Source organism: Altericroceibacterium indicum, from assembly GCF_009828105.1.
GTDB classification, from domain to species: Bacteria; Pseudomonadota; Alphaproteobacteria; order Sphingomonadales; family Sphingomonadaceae; genus Altericroceibacterium; species Altericroceibacterium indicum.
Genome location: NZ_WTYQ01000002.1, coordinates 577,626 through 593,703 on the forward strand (window position 1 = coordinate 577,626; position 16,078 = coordinate 593,703).

Annotated in this window: 14 protein-coding genes; 6 read left to right on the forward strand and 8 right to left on the reverse strand. The window is 56.7% G+C overall.

The genetic code is table 11. The annotated features are described in order from the left end of the window. Positions 1-9 precede the first annotated feature (9 nt). The 6 genes from GRI39_RS07590 (at position 10) to GRI39_RS07615 (ending at position 7,951) form a co-directional block, all read left to right on the forward strand. On the forward strand, positions 10-606 hold the full coding sequence (locus tag GRI39_RS07590; RefSeq protein WP_160739073.1) for a hypothetical protein: 597 nt from the start codon (positions 10-12) through the stop codon (positions 604-606). After that, positions 603-1,493 carry a succinate--CoA ligase subunit alpha gene (gene sucD, locus GRI39_RS07595; protein ID WP_160739074.1) on the forward strand — a complete coding sequence of 297 codons (891 nt, stop codon included), beginning with the start codon at positions 603-605 and terminating at the stop codon, positions 1,491-1,493. The genes GRI39_RS07590 and sucD overlap by 4 nt, the downstream gene beginning before the upstream one ends. A gap of 92 nt (positions 1,494-1,585) precedes the next feature. Next, a complete protein-coding gene (locus GRI39_RS07600; protein ID WP_160739075.1) occupies positions 1,586-4,441 on the forward strand; it encodes a 2-oxoglutarate dehydrogenase E1 component in 2,856 nt (951 codons plus the stop codon). Between the two features lie 10 nt (positions 4,442-4,451). Next, positions 4,452-5,702 (forward strand): 2-oxoglutarate dehydrogenase complex dihydrolipoyllysine-residue succinyltransferase, encoded by a 1,251-nt coding sequence (odhB, locus tag GRI39_RS07605; protein ID WP_160739076.1) that lies wholly within the window; start codon positions 4,452-4,454, stop codon positions 5,700-5,702. An 84-nt stretch (positions 5,703-5,786) separates the two neighbouring features. Continuing rightward, on the forward strand, positions 5,787-7,196 hold the full coding sequence (gene lpdA / locus GRI39_RS07610; RefSeq protein WP_160739077.1) for a dihydrolipoyl dehydrogenase: 1,410 nt from the start codon (positions 5,787-5,789) through the stop codon (positions 7,194-7,196). 128 nt (positions 7,197-7,324) lie between these two features. Then, entirely contained in the window at positions 7,325-7,951 is a 627-nt protein-coding gene (locus GRI39_RS07615; protein WP_160739078.1) for a trimeric intracellular cation channel family protein, read from the forward strand. A gap of 42 nt (positions 7,952-7,993) precedes the next feature. Here GRI39_RS07615 and GRI39_RS07620 read toward each other — a convergent pair whose 3' ends face one another. From GRI39_RS07620 to secY, 8 genes are all read right to left on the reverse strand, one after another. Beyond that, positions 7,994-8,515, reverse strand: coding sequence for a hypothetical protein (locus GRI39_RS07620; protein ID WP_160739079.1), 522 nt, complete (start codon positions 8,513-8,515; stop codon positions 7,994-7,996). Positions 8,516-8,641: 126 nt separating this feature from the next. After that, on the reverse strand, positions 8,642-10,789 hold the full coding sequence (locus GRI39_RS07625; protein ID WP_160739080.1) for a prolyl oligopeptidase family serine peptidase: 2,148 nt from the start codon (positions 10,787-10,789) through the stop codon (positions 8,642-8,644). Positions 10,790-10,935: 146 nt separating this feature from the next. Then, positions 10,936-11,352 carry a 50S ribosomal protein L17 gene (rplQ, locus tag GRI39_RS07630; protein ID WP_160739081.1) on the reverse strand — a complete coding sequence of 139 codons (417 nt, stop codon included), beginning with the start codon at positions 11,350-11,352 and terminating at the stop codon, positions 10,936-10,938. Positions 11,353-11,494: 142 nt separating this feature from the next. Continuing rightward, on the reverse strand, positions 11,495-12,550 hold the full coding sequence (locus tag GRI39_RS07635; protein WP_160739082.1) for a DNA-directed RNA polymerase subunit alpha: 1,056 nt from the start codon (positions 12,548-12,550) through the stop codon (positions 11,495-11,497). A 106-nt stretch (positions 12,551-12,656) separates the two neighbouring features. Further along, positions 12,657-13,046: a 30S ribosomal protein S11 gene (gene rpsK, locus GRI39_RS07640; RefSeq protein ID WP_046902269.1), complete on the reverse strand. Its 390-nt coding sequence runs from the start codon at positions 13,044-13,046 to the stop codon at positions 12,657-12,659. A gap of 57 nt (positions 13,047-13,103) precedes the next feature. After that, positions 13,104-13,472 carry a 30S ribosomal protein S13 gene (gene rpsM, locus GRI39_RS07645; protein ID WP_160739083.1) on the reverse strand — a complete coding sequence of 123 codons (369 nt, stop codon included), beginning with the start codon at positions 13,470-13,472 and terminating at the stop codon, positions 13,104-13,106. A gap of 451 nt (positions 13,473-13,923) precedes the next feature. Further along, complete coding sequence (locus GRI39_RS07650) at positions 13,924-14,571, reverse strand: adenylate kinase (protein ID WP_160739084.1); 648 nt, start codon at positions 14,569-14,571, stop codon at positions 13,924-13,926. Between the two features lie 24 nt (positions 14,572-14,595). Beyond that, on the reverse strand, positions 14,596-15,960 hold the full coding sequence (gene secY, locus GRI39_RS07655; protein ID WP_160739085.1) for a preprotein translocase subunit SecY: 1,365 nt from the start codon (positions 15,958-15,960) through the stop codon (positions 14,596-14,598). Between the last annotated feature and the right edge of the window lie 118 nt (positions 15,961-16,078).

Genomic DNA, 16,078 nt, shown 5'->3' on the forward strand with positions numbered 1-16,078 from the left:
TTAGCCATCATGTTCTCCAGCCTTCTTCTGGCCGCAGCCGCTGCAACACAGAGCGTTTCTCCCGCCTATCCGGCGGATAACGTGCTCGGTGTGTTCCAAGCAAGCTGCGCGCCGATTGCTGATTTTGACGCTGCTGCTGCGGCGGCAAAGTCAGCGGGCTGGGAGCCATTCGACGCAACGCCCGAGACCAAACTTGGCCAGTTGATCGAGTTTGGTCGCGGCGCTCTGGATGAACAGAGCGAACTCGAGATGTTGGATGGCGGTACATATCGCCGCAATGTCTCCGGCCGCAATCTGTACATGGTGATTTCCGGCGTCCGTGGCGCTGGTTTTGAATCCAGGGGCTGCCGTATCTACGACTTCGATGCGACGGCTCCGATCGGTGAAGCCGATCTTACTGCTTGGGCGGGGCGTACCCCCACTTCCGAACCATCGGAAGACATGCCCATCCAGATATTCAGCTGGGAACCGGGCCTCACGCCCGATCATACTGATATGGAAGTCATTTATGCTGCGCCGGACGCAAAGTTGCCCGGCCCTTTCGCAGAGTTGCCCTTACACGGCCTCGTATTTTCTGCCTCCATCGTGGAGTTAACCGATCAATGAGTATTCTCGTCGACAAAAACACCAAGGTCATCACGCAAGGGATGACGGGTGCGACTGGCACGTTCCACACTGAACAGGCACTGGCCTACGGCACCCAGATGGTTGCTGGCGTGACCCCCGGCAAGGGCGGCACGGACCATATCGGTCTGCCAGTTTATGACACTGTGGCCGAAGCCAAGCACGCTACAGGCGCCACCGCCAGCGTGATCTACGTTCCACCGCCCTTCGCAGCGGATTCGATCCTTGAAGCGATCGATGCGGAAGTCGAACTGATCGTCGCGATCACGGAAGGCATTCCGGTGCTCGATATGGTTCGCGTGAAGCGGGCCCTGGCAGCTTCCAAGTCGCGCCTGATCGGCCCGAACTGCCCCGGCGTTCTGACACCCGGTGAATGCAAGATCGGCATCATGCCCGGTTCCATCTTCAAGAAGGGTTCCGTGGGCGTGGTTTCCCGTTCCGGCACGCTGACTTATGAAGCTGTGTTCCAGACCACCAATATCGGACTTGGCCAGACAACAGCTGTCGGCATCGGTGGTGACCCGGTCAACGGCACCAACTTCATCGACGTGCTCGAACTCTTCCTGGCTGATGATGAAACCAAGAGCATCATCATGATCGGTGAAATCGGTGGCTCCGCTGAAGAAGAAGCCGCTCAGTTCCTCAAGGACGAAGCCAAGCGCGGCCGTAAAAAGCCGATGGCTGGTTTCATCGCTGGCCGCACGGCGCCTCCGGGCCGCCGCATGGGCCACGCTGGCGCTATCGTTTCCGGTGGCCAGGGCGGCGCGGAAGACAAGATCGCAGCGATGGAAGAAGCAGGCATTCGCGTTGCTGCTTCGCCGAGCGAACTTGGCACCACGCTTGACGCGGTCCTCAAGGAACTCGTCTGATTTTAAAGGGAGCCGGGCCAGGTTGCAGCGCCCGGCTCCCTCTATTGCTATTTACGTCCGGCCGAGGCGCCGGCGGCTGAAGGTGGCCCCAAATGGGTAATGAAACGCAAGATTTCCTACCAGAACTGACCCAGGAAGACCTGGATGCGGGGCCTCAGTCCGGCCCAAGCTGGCAAAGTGCCAAATGGCCGCTGACCGATGCGGCTGACAGTGATGATCTGACGCAGGGGCTTGATCCCCTCGCCCTCAAGATCGCGGTCAAGGAAGCATCGAAGAAAGCTGGCAAACCTGTTGATGACAAGACCATCGAACAGGCTGCATCCGATTCCGTTCAGGCGATGATGTTGATCCGCACCTACCGGGTGCGCGGCCATCTCGCTTCCGAACTCGACCCGCTTCATCTGTCTGAGCGCGTCCTGCCCGATGATCTCAAGCCCGAATGGCATGGCTTCACCGATGACGCTCTGGACCGCCCGGTCTATATTGCGGGCACGCTCGGCCTCGAATGGGCGACCCCGCGTGAGCTGGTGAAGATCCTCCGCAAGAATTACTGCGGCAAGGTCGGCCTTGAATATATGCATATCTCCGATGTGGAGGAACGCCGCTTCCTTCAGGATCGGATTGAAGGCCCCAATAAGGTCATCGAATTCACAGACGAGGGTAAACGCGCCATTCTGTCTGCCGTCATTCGGGGCGAGGAATATGAAAAATTCCTCGGCAAGAAATATGTCGGCACCAAGCGCTTCGGCCTCGATGGCGGTGAAAGCATGATTCCGGCGCTTGAAGCGGTCATCAAATATGGCGGCCAGATGGGTGTGCGCGAAATCGTTTACGGCATGGCCCATCGCGGCCGCCTGAACGTGCTCGCCAATGTGATGGCCAAGCCCTATCGCGTGATCTTCCACGAATTCTCAGGCGGCTCTGCCAATCCTGACGATGTGGGCGGTTCAGGCGATGTGAAATACCATCTCGGCACCAGCACCGACCGTGAATTTGACGGTATCAAGGTGCATATGTCGCTGGTTCCCAACCCGTCACATCTCGAAACGGTGGACCCGGTCGTGCTCGGCAAGGTCCGTGCGCAGCAAGCCTTCCGTGAAGACCTCAACAAGCATGAAACGGTTCTGCCGGTGCTGATCCACGGCGATGCGGCCTTTGCTGGCCAGGGTATCGTGTGGGAATGTTTCGGCCTGTCCGGCGTGCGTGGCTATAACACCGGTGGTTGCATTCACTTTGTGATCAACAACCAGATCGGCTTCACCACCAGTCCGAAATTCGCCCGGTCTTCGCCTTATCCTTCGGATGTGGCCAAGGGCGTTCAGGCTCCGATCCTGCATGTGAATGGCGATGATCCCGAAGCGGTGACTTTCGCCTGCAAGCTGGCCATCGAATATCGCCAGCGCTTCAAGCGCGACATTGTGATCGATATGTGGTGCTATCGCCGCTTCGGCCACAATGAAGGCGATGAACCCAGCTTCACGCAGCCACTCATGTATGCGCAGATCAAGGATCATCCGCGCGTCAGCGAGATCTATTCGGATCGCCTCCTGAAGGAAGGCGTGATCGATGAAGGCCATGCACCGGCTGTGCGCAAGGAATTCGACGATATTTTCGCCGAAGAATTTGACGCTGCGAAAGATTACAAGCCCAATGAAGCAGACTGGTTCGCCGGGCGCTGGAGCGGGCTGCACAAGCCTGCCGATCCTGAAACTGCCCGCCGCAATGTCCACACGGCCATTGAACGCAAGCTGTTTGACAGTCTCGGCCGCACGCTGACGACCGTCCCTGAAGATCTTGAAATCCATAAGACATTGGGCCGCGTGCTCTCTGCCAAAGCCAAGATGTTCGAATCTGGCGAAGGGTTTGACTGGGCCACAGCCGAAGCGCTTGCTTATGGCAGCCTTGTCACCGAAGGCTTCGGTATTCGCCTGTCCGGTCAGGATTCAGGCCGCGGAACATTCTCTCAGCGCCATGCCATCTGGGTCGATCAGAAGGATGAGCGCAAATATATCCCGCTCACCACGCTGCCCCATGGCAAGTTTGAAGTCTATGACAGCCCGCTCTCCGAATATGGCGTGCTGGGCTTTGAATATGGCTTTGCCCTTGCTGACCCGAAAACGCTGGTTCTGTGGGAAGCGCAATTTGGCGATTTTGCCAATGGCGCGCAGATCATCATCGATCAGTATATCGCCGCCGGTGAATCGAAATGGCTTCGCGCAAACGGCCTCGTGATGCTTCTGCCGCATGGCTATGAAGGCCAGGGCCCGGAACATAGTTCTGCCCGCCTTGAACGCTTCCTGCAGCTCTGCGCGAATGACAATATCCAGGTTTGCAACATCACCTCGCCCGCGAATTATTTCCATGTTCTGCGCCGCCAGATGATGCGCCCGTTCCGCAAGCCTTTGATCATCATGACGCCGAAATCGCTGCTGCGTCACCCGATGGCGAAATCCTCCGCGGATGAGTTTTTGGGTGACAGCCACTTCCGCCGGATCATGTCTGACACGAAGGACATTCCGGATGAAAAGGTGAAGCGTCTGGTCCTGTGTTCAGGCAAGGTCGCTTATGATCTGCTTGAAAAGCGCGACCATGAAGAGCTGGACGATGTTTCCATCGTGCGGATCGAACAGATCTATCCTTTTCCCGGTGAACCGCTCGCTGAACGGATGAAGCGCATGGCTAATCTGGAAGAAGTGGTCTGGTGTCAGGAAGAGCCGAAGAACAACGGCTCTTGGTTCTTCGTTCAGGATCGGATCGAAGATGCGCTGACCGCTGCTGGTCATCATGGCAAGCGCCCAAAATATGCGGGCCGCGATGAATCAGCATCACCGGCAACTGGCTTCGCCAAGCGTCATCAGGCGCAGCAAGAAGCTCTCGTCAACATCGCGCTCGGCCTTGCCGATGGCGGGATGGCACAAAACAACGGCAATCAAAGCAGGAAGGCCTGAGGACAAGACTATGGCCAATGAAGTCAAAGTTCCCACACTTGGTGAGTCTGTCACCGAAGCTACCATCGGTGAATGGCTGAAGAAGCCCGGTGAAGCAGTCGCTCTGGACGAGCCGATTGCCAGCCTTGAAACCGATAAGGTGGCGATTGAAGTCCCCGCGCCAGTCGCTGGCGTGATGGGAGACTACAAGGCTGAAGTCGGTGACACGGTGGAAGTCGGCGCGATCATCGCCACGATCGAAGACGGTTCGCCCAGCGCTGGCCCGGAAGATACCAAGGAACGCAAGCCCGAAGCAGCTCCTGCTCCGTCTGCGTCCCCTGCCCCGGCAGCTGCATCATCTGCTTCGGATGATAGCAAGGTGGATGCGTCCTCTACACTGTCCCCGGCCGTGCGCCGCGCAGTGCTTGAGCATGGCATTGATCCCAGCACCGTTAAGGGTACGGGCAAAGATGGCCGTCTGACCAAGGAAGACGTGCTGGCCGCTGCCAAGAACAAGCAGGACAATGGCTCTGCAGGTTCCACCTCCGCTCCTGCCGCTGATGCGCCATCTGCTGGCCCAAGCCGCAAGGTTGAGCGCGTCAAGATGACCCGCCTGCGTCAGACCATCGCCAAGCGTTTGAAGAGCGCGCAGGACACTGCTGCCCTTCTGACCACGTTCAACGATGTCGACATGTCGGCCGTGATCGAAGCACGCAACCAGTATAAAGATCTCTTCGCCAAGAAGCATGATGTGCGCCTTGGCTTTATGAGCTTCTTTGCCAAGGCTGCCTGCCTTGCACTGAAGGATGTACCTGCGGTCAACGCACAGATTGAAGGCAATGAAGTCCTCTATCATGACTTCATCGATCTTTCCGTCGCGGTGAGCGCGCCGAATGGCCTCGTCGTTCCGGTGGTCCGCAATGTCGAGAGCATGAGCTTTTCGGAAATCGAACTCGCCATCGCCAATTACGGCAAGAAGGCGAAAGACGGTTCGCTTTCCATGGACGATATGAAGGGCGGCACCTTCACCATCTCTAACGGCGGTGTGTTCGGTTCGCTGATGTCGACCCCGATCATCAACCCTCCGCAGAGCGCCGTGCTGGGTCTGCACCGGATTGAAGAGCGCCCTGTCGCCGTGAACGGCCAGGTGGTCATCAAGCCGATGATGTATATGGCACTTTCTTACGATCACCGTATTATCGATGGTCGTGAGGCGGTTACCGCGCTCAAGATTATCAAGGACGCGATTGAAGATCCGATGCGGATCCTCATCGACCTTTAAAGAACAAACCGGCCCCGGTACCCTTGCCGGGGCCCATTACTTTGCTGCAAGATTATCCCGGGAAGGCCCCGGGGGAGACATAGAATGGCTGATCAGACCTTCGACTATGATGTTCTCGTGATTGGTGCCGGGCCGGGTGGTTACGTCGCTGCAATTCGCGCGGCGCAGCTTGGCCTCAAAGTGGCCTGCGCTGAAAGCCGTGAAACGCTTGGCGGCACTTGCCTCAATGTTGGCTGCATCCCTTCCAAGGCCCTGCTTCACGGTTCGGAACTGTTCGAAGAAGCCCATGGCGGCATTCTGGCGAAATTCGGCGTGAAGACAGATAATGTCACGCTCGACCTTGATACCATGCTGGGTGAGAAGAGCACGGCTGTAAAGGAACTCACCGGCGGGGTTGAATATCTCTTCAAGAAGAACAAGGTCACCTGGCTGAAAGGCCACGCCAGCTTCAAGGATGCCCATACCGTGGAAGTGGCGGGAGAGACCGTCTCTGCCAAGGATATTGTCATTGCCACCGGTTCTTCCGTGACCCCGCTTCCCGGTGTCGAGGTGGATAATGACAAGGGCGTTGTGGTCGATTCCACCGGTGCATTGTCACTTTCCAAGGTTCCCGGCCACATGGTCGTCATTGGCGGCGGCGTGATTGGCCTTGAACTGGGTTCTGTATGGCGCCGCCTCGGTGCCAAGGTAACTGTGGTCGAATATCTCGATCAGCTCCTTCCCGGCATGGATGGCGAAGTCCGCAAGGAAGCGGGCAAGCTGTTCAAGAAGCAGGGCATGGAACTCAAGCTCTCCACCAAGGTCACCGGCGTAGACGTCAATGGCGACACGGCGAAGGTCACGGTTGAGCCAGCAGTAGGCGGCGACGCTGAAGTGCTCGAAGCCGATTGCGTACTGGTGGCGATTGGCCGCAAGCCCAATACCGATGGCCTCGGCCTTGATGCTGTCGGCATTGAAACAAACAAGCGCGGCCAGATCGAAACAGACAGCATCTTCAACACCAAGGTTGAAAGCATCTGGGCAATTGGCGACGTGATCCCCGGCCCCATGCTCGCCCATAAGGCTGAGGATGAAGGTATTGCCGTGGCGGAAAACATCGCTGGCCAGACCGGCATTGTGAATCATGCCGTGATCCCCAGCGTCGTTTACACCATGCCGGAAATCGCTGGCGTTGGCTTGACGGAAGAAGCCGCCAAGGAAGCTGGCCACACCATCAAGGTGGGCAAGTTCCCCATGATGGCCAACAGCCGGGCCAAGACCAACCGCGACACGGATGGTTTCGTGAAGGTCATTGCCGAAGCGGAAAGCGACCGTGTGCTGGGCGTGTGGATCATCACCAGCCTTGCCGGCACAATGATTGCCCAGGCGGCTCAGGCGATGGAATTCGGGGCAACCTCGGAAGATATTGCCTATACCTGCCATGCGCATCCGACCCATTCGGAAGCCGTCAAGGAAGCCGCCATGGCCGTTCAGGGAAAACCGATCCACATCTGATCAGGTCACCAAACGGGCACAAGGGAGCGGCAAGGCACAGCCTTCGCCGCTCCTTTTGTTTGGCTCACTTCCATCTTGTGAAGATCGCTCACATTTCTTCCGCACAGGAAACCGGTTAAGGCCGCATCATGACTGCCACAGACATCCCTCTGATCCTTCCCCAGTGGCTCGACCTCACTGGCACAGCTATTTTCGCCATAACCGGCGCGCTGCTGGCTGCCCGCTTAAGGCAGGATCTGGTGACCATGGCCTTCTTCGCCCTGATGACTGGCGTTGGCGGGGGAACGCTGCGGGATCTGATGATCGGTGCACCGGTATTCTGGATGCGTGACCCGTGGGTTGCACCTTTGTGCATGGTGACGGCAGCCGTGGTGTGGTTCACCCCGCGCCGCCAGTGGGAGAATGATTTGCTCCTCTGGGCCGATGCCGCAGGCCTTGCCGCCTTTGCCGTGCTGGGCACTGCCAAGGCGCTGGGTTGGGGTGTCGCCCCCGTCCCGGCGGTTCTGATGGGGGTTCTCACCGGGAGCGCTGGCGGGATCATCCGCGATGTGGTGGCGGGCGTTCCTTCTATCCTGATGCGGCGGGAACTGTACATCACCCCGGCTGCCGTTTCGGCAAGCCTTTGCGCAGTGGGTGTATATTGCGAACTCCCCAATGCTATCACCTGGGCAGTGGCTGCGGTCGGTGGTTTCGGGATGCGCGGTGCAGCACTGTTCTGGAACCTGCGCCTGCCGACCTACGCCCACGCGGAATAAAAGAGCTGCGCGTCTGGTCTGCGCAGCTCTCTTACCGAAGCCTCACAGGCCGCGAATACCTCTGTAGTTGACGTCAACCACGCGGCCCCGGCGAAATTCGCAGGTAAATCGTCCGCTATCCCGCTTGTTGCGATAGCCACGGCCACGATAATTGTCATTTACCACCAGATTGCCTTTCACGCGGAAACCATCCCCACGTCGATCGACATCGCGTATCTGGGTTACATCGGCGCGGCTACGGGTATAGCGCGATGCGGTGCGCTCAGCCGCATAGACGCATTGCTCAACCGCACGACGGGCTGAATGCCTTCCACGATAACGCCTGTGATCGCGATAATCATCGCGATAACGATAGTTGTCGCCGCGGTAATAGCGGTTGTTGTTTTTGCTCGATGCGGCCACGGCAGCGATACCGCCGATGATCAATGCCCCAGCGATGATTTCGCCAGCGCTCAGGCCATCACGATCCCGTTCATAACCTCGGGCAGCAGCAGGGCTGGCAGCGCTCAGTGCCATCGCGCCCGCTGCAGCAGTCCCAATGACAGTTTTTACAAAGGGTTTCATAGGTTTTCCTCCAACAGGCCGGAGCACTGTGCCCCGATCTGTTGAAAGAAATATCAGTGTCGTGCTGAGAACTGCCTGAACTCGCACGACAGCAATTGTTCATAAATAATGATACTTATATGAACATCAACGCCCGGGTGTCAGATGCGTCCAATAGGCGAAGAAGGCCAGAATATCGGCCGCTTCCTCAATCGCCTTATCGGTTGGCTTGCCTGAACCATGCCCCGCCCGCGTCTCCACACGGATCAGATGTGGTTTATTGCCAATATCCGCCGCTTGCAGTGCAGCGGTATATTTGAAGCTATGACCCGGCACCACGCGGTCATCCGTATCGGCTGTTGTCACCAGGATCGCAGGATAGTCCACGCCCGAATGGATATTGTGATAGGGCGAATAGGCCCGCAGAACTTTGAAGTCCTTTTCCTTTTCAGGATAGCCATAGTCATCCACCCAATAGCGCCCTGCGGTCCAGCGATCAAAGCGCAGCATATCCATCACACCCACTGCCGGATTAGCAGCAGCGAAAAGGTCCGGGCGCTGATTGGTGACGGCACCGATCAGCAGGCCACCATTGGAACGGCCCTGAATGGCGAGACCATCCTGCGTGGAGATGCCTTCTTGCTTGAGGTATTCACCCGCAGCGATGAAATCGTCGAACACGTTCTGCTTATTGGCTAGCCGTCCGGCATCGTGCCAGGCCTTGCCATATTCCCCGCCCCCGCGAATATTGGCGAGAGCAAAAGCACCGCCTGCCTGAACCCACGCCATATTGGCAGGAGAAAACGCTGGCGTGATCGAAATATCAAACCCGCCATAGGCATAGAGCAATGTCGGCACAGCCCGCCCACTGGAAGCAATGTCAGACCGGCGGACGATGAACATCGGCACCTTGGTGCCGTCCTTCGATGCATAGAAGCGTTGTTCAACCGTATAGTCATTCGGGTTAAAGGCCAGCTCTGGCTCGGCGAAGATCGTGCTCTTGCCGCTCGCGACATCATAGCGATAGATCGTGGCCGGACGGTTAAAGCTGGTGAAACTGTAGAAGGTTTCGTCACTCGCCGGATCACCGTAGAAACCGCTGGCGGTGCCCAGCCCATCAAAAGCAATCTCGCGCTTCAACTGCCCCGACAGGTCATAAACCATCGCTCTGGAACTGGCGTCTTTGAGATAAGACAGGATCAGCGAGTCACCAACCAGGGAAGCGCTGGCGATTGGTTCTGCCTTCTCTGCCACGACTGGCTGCCACTGTGGCGCAGAGGCGGCCAGGTCGATCTTCAACACCCTATAGCGCGGCGCGTCATAATTGGTCTTGAACCACAGTGTATCGCCCGTGCTGTCGATCAGGCTCCAATCATTATCGAACCCGGTAATCAGTGGGCGGGCCTGCCAACCCAGCGTGCCCCGCTTGGTCAAATCAATTGCATGCACCTGATAACGTGCATCCGTGCCGAGCGAGCTGGTAATGATCGCCCAATGCCCATCACTGGTGACTTGTGCGGTGTGCCCTTCTTTGGGATTATCCGGCGTGGAATAGACCAGCTCATCAGCAGACTGCGGCGTGCCGAGGCGATGGAAATACACCGCCTGATTATAATTCAGCGCCTGAAAGTCTTCGCCTTCCTTGGGTTCTGGGAAACGTGAATAAAAGAAACCTTCAGAGCCTACCCAATCGAGATTGGTGAATTTGGCCCAGCGGATCTGGTCCTCGAGGATTTCACCTGTATCGACATCAAGCACCCGCAGAATACGCCAGTCAGTCCCGCCATCCTGCACGCTGTAGAGTAGATATTTGCCATCAGGCGAAACATCCCACCCGCTCAACGCAGTGGCGCCATCCTCGGCCCAGTCATTGGGGTTAATCAGCAGACGTTGCTCGCCATTCAGCCCGTCGCGAACATAGAGCGGAGACTGGTTCTGAAGGCCGGAATTATAGGTGTAGAAATAACGCCCGCCAGCGCTCACCGGGGTAGAGTAGCGTGCATAGTCATACAGTTCACCAATCCGCCCTTCAAACCAGCTCCGCGCTGGGAGCTTGGCAAGATAGGCATTGGTAACCGCGTTTTCCTTCTCCACCCAATCGGCCACCTCCTTATTCTCGCGGACATCCTCCTCCAGCCAGCGATAGGGGTCAGCAATCTTCTCTCCGAACAAATTATCCACCACATCGCCGCGGCGGGTTTCGGGATATGGGGGGGCATTCATGTCCTGTGCTCCAACCGGTAAGGAAATGCTGGCGGCGATACCGGCAAGGGCGAGCCAATGGGCTTTGCGCATTCAAATTCTCCAACCTCAATGTTGGCGGAGAAAGTAGCTGATGAAACGAATGATGCAATGGCAGCCAATGCAAAGCGTAGTTACCGGCAAACAAAAACGGCCGGAGATCGCTCCCCGGCCGTTTCCTGAATGTTCTGTCGAAGCGATCAGGCTTCGATTTCTTCTTCCGTCATCACCGGGCCGCTGTCTTTGCCCTTGGCATCGACATCGCGATCCACGAGTTCGATCACTGCCATCTGGGCAGCGTCAGAACCGCGATAACCGGCCTTGATGATACGTGTGTAGCCACCTTCGCGGTCGCTATAACGCTCAGCGAGGGTATCAAACAGCTTCTTGAGCTGTGTTTCGTCGAGCAGACGCGCATGCGCCAGACGACGGTTGGAAAGACCACCGCGCTTTGCAAGCGTGATCAGCTTTTCGATGTATGGACGAAGTTCTTTAGCCTTCGGCAATGTGGTCGTGATCTGCTCATGCTTGATGAGGGCAGCGGCCATATTGCGGAAAAGCGATGTGCGATGGCCGCTCTTGCGACCAAGCTTACGCTGGGAAATACCGTGACGCATAAAATTCACTCCGTTCGTAGGGGGCCCGTATCAGGTAGCCCGAAACTGGCAGCTATTGAGGTTGCTGCCTTCACCCTTCGCAGCCCGAAGGCTTGAAATCAGCGAAAGGGACCGATCCTGAGATCGATCCCTTTCCATGACATTAGCCGAGCAGCTCTTGTTCGAGCTTCTTGGCCATTTCTTCGATATTCTCAGGCGGCCAGCCAGGAATGTCCATTCCGAGGCGGAGCCCCATGCTGGAAAGAACTTCCTTGATCTCGTTGAGCGACTTGCGGCCGAAGTTCGGCGTGCGCAGCATCTCGGCTTCGGTCTTCTGGACCAGATCGCCGATATAGATGATGTTGTCGTTCTTGAGGCAATTGGCGGAACGCACAGACAGTTCCAGCTCGTCCACCTTCTTAAGAAGGTAGCGGTTGAGCTGGTTGGCATCGTTTTCTTCAGGCTGCGCGGCAACACCGATCATCTGACTGGTGGGCTGCGGGATACCATCTTCGAAGTGAACGAAGAGGGTCAGCTGGTCCTGGAGAATACGGGCCGCATAAGCGATCGCATCTTCCGGGGTGACGGTGCCATCGGTTTCGATCGTCAGCGAGAGCTTATCGTAATCGAGTTCCTGCCCAACACGAGCATTCTCGACCTTGTAGCTCACCTGATGAATCGGTGAATACAGCGAATCAACCGGGATCAGACCGATGGGGGCATCAGCCGGACGGTTCTGCACGGCAGGGACATACCCCTTACCCGTGTCAGCAGTCAGTTCCATGTTGAAGGTCGCGCCTTCGTCAACGTGACAAATGACGAGATCTTTGTTCAACACTTCAATGTCGCCGGTCACAGCGATGTCACCAGCGGTGACTTCGGCCGGGCCGGTTGCGGAAAGCTGAAGCCGCTTGGGGCCTTCGCCTTCCATCTTGAGTGCGATCTGCTTCACGTTCAGCACGATGTCTGTAACGTCTTCCCGTACGCCCGAAAGCGACGAGAATTCGTGCAACACGTTCTCGATCTTGATCGACGTAATCGCAGCGCCCTGCAGCGAGGACAACAACACACGACGCAACGAGTTACCGAGCGTAAGGCCGTAGCCGCGCTCCAACGGTTCAGCAACAAAAGTTGCCTTCCGCTTGGCGTCGCCGCCGGACTTGATGTCGAGGCTGTTGGGTTTCTTTAGTTCCTGCCAATTCTTCATATTGACGGACATAGACTTCCCCTAAGGTAGTGTTCTGGCGACAAAGGCCGCGGGCACTTGAGAAGCGCCGCGGCCGATGCGATTTTGCGGTACGGCGACTTGCCGCGGAGCAGGTCGATCAGACGCGACGGCGCTTGGAAGGCCTCACGCCATTGTGTGGGATCGGCGTAACATCACGGATAGATGTGATGGTGAAACCGACTGCCTGAAGAGCGCGCAATGCGCTTTCACGGCCTGAGCCCGGACCCTTGATTTCGACTTCGAGAGTACGGACACCATGTTCCGCAGCTTTCTTGCCGGCATCGTCTGCCGCGACCTGAGCGGCATAAGGGGTGGATTTACGGCTACCCTTGAAGCCCATCATGCCAGCAGAGGACCAGCTAATAGCATTGCCTTGTGCATCGGTGATGGTGATCATGGTGTTATTGAAGCTAGCGTTTACGTGCGCAACACCAGAAGAGATGTTCTTGCGCTCACGCCGGCGAATACGTTGTGGTTCGCGTGCCATGGAATATTCCTATCGTGCGAAAATCTGGGAAAGCAATTCAGACAAACAGTCTGATGCTTACTTCTTCTTACCGGCGATCGGCTTAGCCTTACCCTTGCGGGTGCGCGCATTGGTATGCGTGCGCTGACCGCGAACAGGAAGGCCTTTACGGTGGCGCAGGCCACGATAGCAGGCGAGATCCATGAGGCGCTTGATGTTCATCGCCGTTTCACGGCGAAGATCGCCTTCCACGGTGACATCAGCATCGATGGTTTCACGGATCTGCAAAACTTCTGCATCCGAAAGATCCTGCACACGGCGTGCATGATCAATCCCAAGCTTGTCGGCAATAGCCTTGGCTGTGGTTGGACCGATACCGTGAATGTATGTGAGCGCGATAATCACGCGCTTGTTGGTTGGGATATTTACCCCGGCAATACGAGCCACTTAATTCTCCATGCTCCACAGGGAGCCCTGACGGACACCCCTATCTCATAGCGGTATTACTTCACAAAACGCAGGACACCGTGAAACGGCAAAAGCCCGGTTGAAGCAGCATAAACCCGCCACATGCCGGACCGAACTGAGTTTTGCGATGTAAGCTATGCGCTTAGGCAGATTCGCAGGCCGCGTCAACACCATAGATAGCAGCCCCATACAAAAAGCATGGGGAGACGGCGCGATAGCGAGTAATTAGCCCAAGGAGCGATAAAAGTCAAAATTTTGACGCCGGAAACGGCTAAAAGTGAGGCATTCCCGCGCAGGACTGCGCGCTTCTCGTTCCAAATCAGCCCTTTGCAAGGTGATTGGCTCCCTTCACCTTGGCGAACATACAAAGCGGCCCCGTTCTGATGAGAACGGGGCCGCTCCTAAATTCATGTCAGAAAAAGGGCGACGCTTACTTGCTCAAAACCTTTTCCACCGCTGCTGTCACATCATCGATATCGGCCATGCCATCAACGCGTGAGACAATTCCCTGCGCATCATAAATCGGCAGGATCGGCGCAGTCTTCTTGCGGTATTCATCCATACGCGTGCGGACAGCCTCTTCATTGTCGTCCTTGCGACGCTTGAATTCAGTGCTGCCACAACGATCGCACACGCCCTCCACCTTCGGCTGTTTGAAAGTGTCGTGATAACCTTCACCACAATTCGCACAGGAAAAACGACCGGTGATCCGTTCAATCAGCGCATCGAGGTCAACTTCCAACTCGATCACATGGTCCAACTTGCGACCGTGACGAGCAAGAATCGCATCAAGCTGATGCGCCTGATCGGCTGTCCGTGGATAGCCGTCAAAGATGGCACCGATGGACGGCCCCATGCTCTCCAGCTCAGCATCGATCAGATCGGAAACGATCTGATCAGATACCAGCTCACCACGATCCATCACCGCTTTGGCTTTAAGGCCGACCGGCGTTTTCGCAGCAACGGCAGCGCGAAGCATATCGCCTGTCGAAAGCTGGCGCATACCGTGGCGTTCCACGAGACGGCCAGACTGGGTACCCTTACCCGCTCCCGGAGGGCCAAGCAGAATGATATTCATTAATACTCCCCCATGCTGGCCGCGTTAACGCAGCCGGCCCTTCAATTTTGCCTTCTTGATCAAGTCACCATATTGGTGCGCAAGAAGATGGGATTGGATCTGAGTGATCGTATCCACCGTCACATTCACGACAATCAACAGGCTCGTGCCACCAAGGAACAGCGGAATACCCGTCTGGGCGATGACATATTCTGGAATCACACAGACCAGCGTCAGATAAATCGCACCAATGACGGTGATGCGAGTCAGCACATAGTCGAGATATTCCATGGTCCGCTTGCCCGGACGGATGCCTGGAATGAAGCCACCATTCTTCTTCAGATTTTCAGCTGTTTCCTCCGGATTAAACACCACGGCGGTATAGAAGAAGCAGAAGAAGATAATGCCTGCCGCATACAGCGCCATATAAAGCGGCGCGCCATGCTTGAGATATTGGTTCAGCGTGACGACAATCCCGCCCATCGTGCTGTCAGCCGCAACCGAATTACCGGCAAACTGGCTGATGGTCAGCGGGAGCAACAGCAAAGAACTCGCAAAGATCGGCGGGATAACGCCGGCGGTATTCAGCTTGAGCGGCAGATGGCTGCGATCAGCCTGCATCATGCCGCGCTGGCTGGCACGCTTGGGATATTGAATCAGCAAGCGGCGCTGCGCACGCTCCATAAAGCAGATGAACAAAATCAGGCCAACGATCATGCCGATAAAGCCGATCACGACGAATGCACTGATCGAACCGCTACGGAAACCTTCGAACATATTGGCAGTAAAGCTCGGGAACTGAGCGATAATACCAGCCATAATGATGAGCGAAACGCCATTACCGATGCCGCGCGAAGTGATCTGCTCACCCAGCCACAGCAGGAACATCGTGCCACCCACAAGGCTGATGACTGCGCCGACGCGGAACATATAGCCAGGATCAACCACAGCCTGCATCCCACTCTGCGCACCATAGGCTTCGAGGCCCGACGCCAGGAACCAGCCCTGAATCGCGCACAGGAATACCGTGCCGTAGCGTGTGTATTGGTTCAGCTTCTTGCGGCCGCTTTCGCCTTCCTTCTTCATCGCCATCAAGGATGGGTGGAGCGAAGATGCGAGCTGCACGACAATCGAAGCCGTGATGTAGGGCATGACGCCAAGCGCGATGAGACTCATGCGCTCAAGGCTGCCGCCCGAGAAAGTGTTGAAGAGATCGAGGATCCCGCCGCGAGTCTGAGCGTATAGATTCTCAAGAATCAACGGGTTCACGCCCGGCAGGGGCACAAAGCTCAGGAAACGAAACACAATCAGCGCACCGACAGTAAACCAGATACGCTGTTTAAGCTCGGTCGCTTTCGAGAAGTTCGCGAGACTGAGATTGCTCGCAATGTTATCGGCGCGTGATGCCATGGAGTCTAAATGCCTTGTTTGGGGGACCGCTTCAAGCGCGTCGCTGACCCTTTACCGGGTGCAGCCCATATAGGCAGTGGGCGGAGATGTCGAACCCCCGCCCACCGAATTATCTGGA

Coding starts and splice junctions, on each gene's coding strand:
- GRI39_RS07590 (WP_160739073.1), top strand. CDS start 10: ATGTTCTCCAGCCTTCTTCTGGCCGCAGCCGCTGCAACACAGAGCGTT.
- sucD (WP_160739074.1), top strand. CDS start 603: ATGAGTATTCTCGTCGACAAAAACACCAAGGTCATCACGCAAGGGATG.
- GRI39_RS07600 (WP_160739075.1), top strand. CDS start 1,586: ATGGGTAATGAAACGCAAGATTTCCTACCAGAACTGACCCAGGAAGAC.
- odhB (WP_160739076.1), top strand. CDS start 4,452: ATGGCCAATGAAGTCAAAGTTCCCACACTTGGTGAGTCTGTCACCGAA.
- lpdA (WP_160739077.1), top strand. CDS start 5,787: ATGGCTGATCAGACCTTCGACTATGATGTTCTCGTGATTGGTGCCGGG.
- GRI39_RS07615 (WP_160739078.1), top strand. CDS start 7,325: ATGACTGCCACAGACATCCCTCTGATCCTTCCCCAGTGGCTCGACCTC.
- GRI39_RS07620 (WP_160739079.1), bottom strand. CDS start 8,515: ATGAAACCCTTTGTAAAAACTGTCATTGGGACTGCTGCAGCGGGCGCG.
- GRI39_RS07625 (WP_160739080.1), bottom strand. CDS start 10,789: ATGCGCAAAGCCCATTGGCTCGCCCTTGCCGGTATCGCCGCCAGCATT.
- rplQ (WP_160739081.1), bottom strand. CDS start 11,352: ATGCGTCACGGTATTTCCCAGCGTAAGCTTGGTCGCAAGAGCGGCCAT.
- GRI39_RS07635 (WP_160739082.1), bottom strand. CDS start 12,550: ATGTCCGTCAATATGAAGAATTGGCAGGAACTAAAGAAACCCAACAGC.
- rpsK (WP_046902269.1), bottom strand. CDS start 13,046: ATGGCACGCGAACCACAACGTATTCGCCGGCGTGAGCGCAAGAACATC.
- GRI39_RS07650 (WP_160739084.1), bottom strand. CDS start 14,571: ATGAATATCATTCTGCTTGGCCCTCCGGGAGCGGGTAAGGGTACCCAG.
- secY (WP_160739085.1), bottom strand. CDS start 15,960: ATGGCATCACGCGCCGATAACATTGCGAGCAATCTCAGTCTCGCGAAC.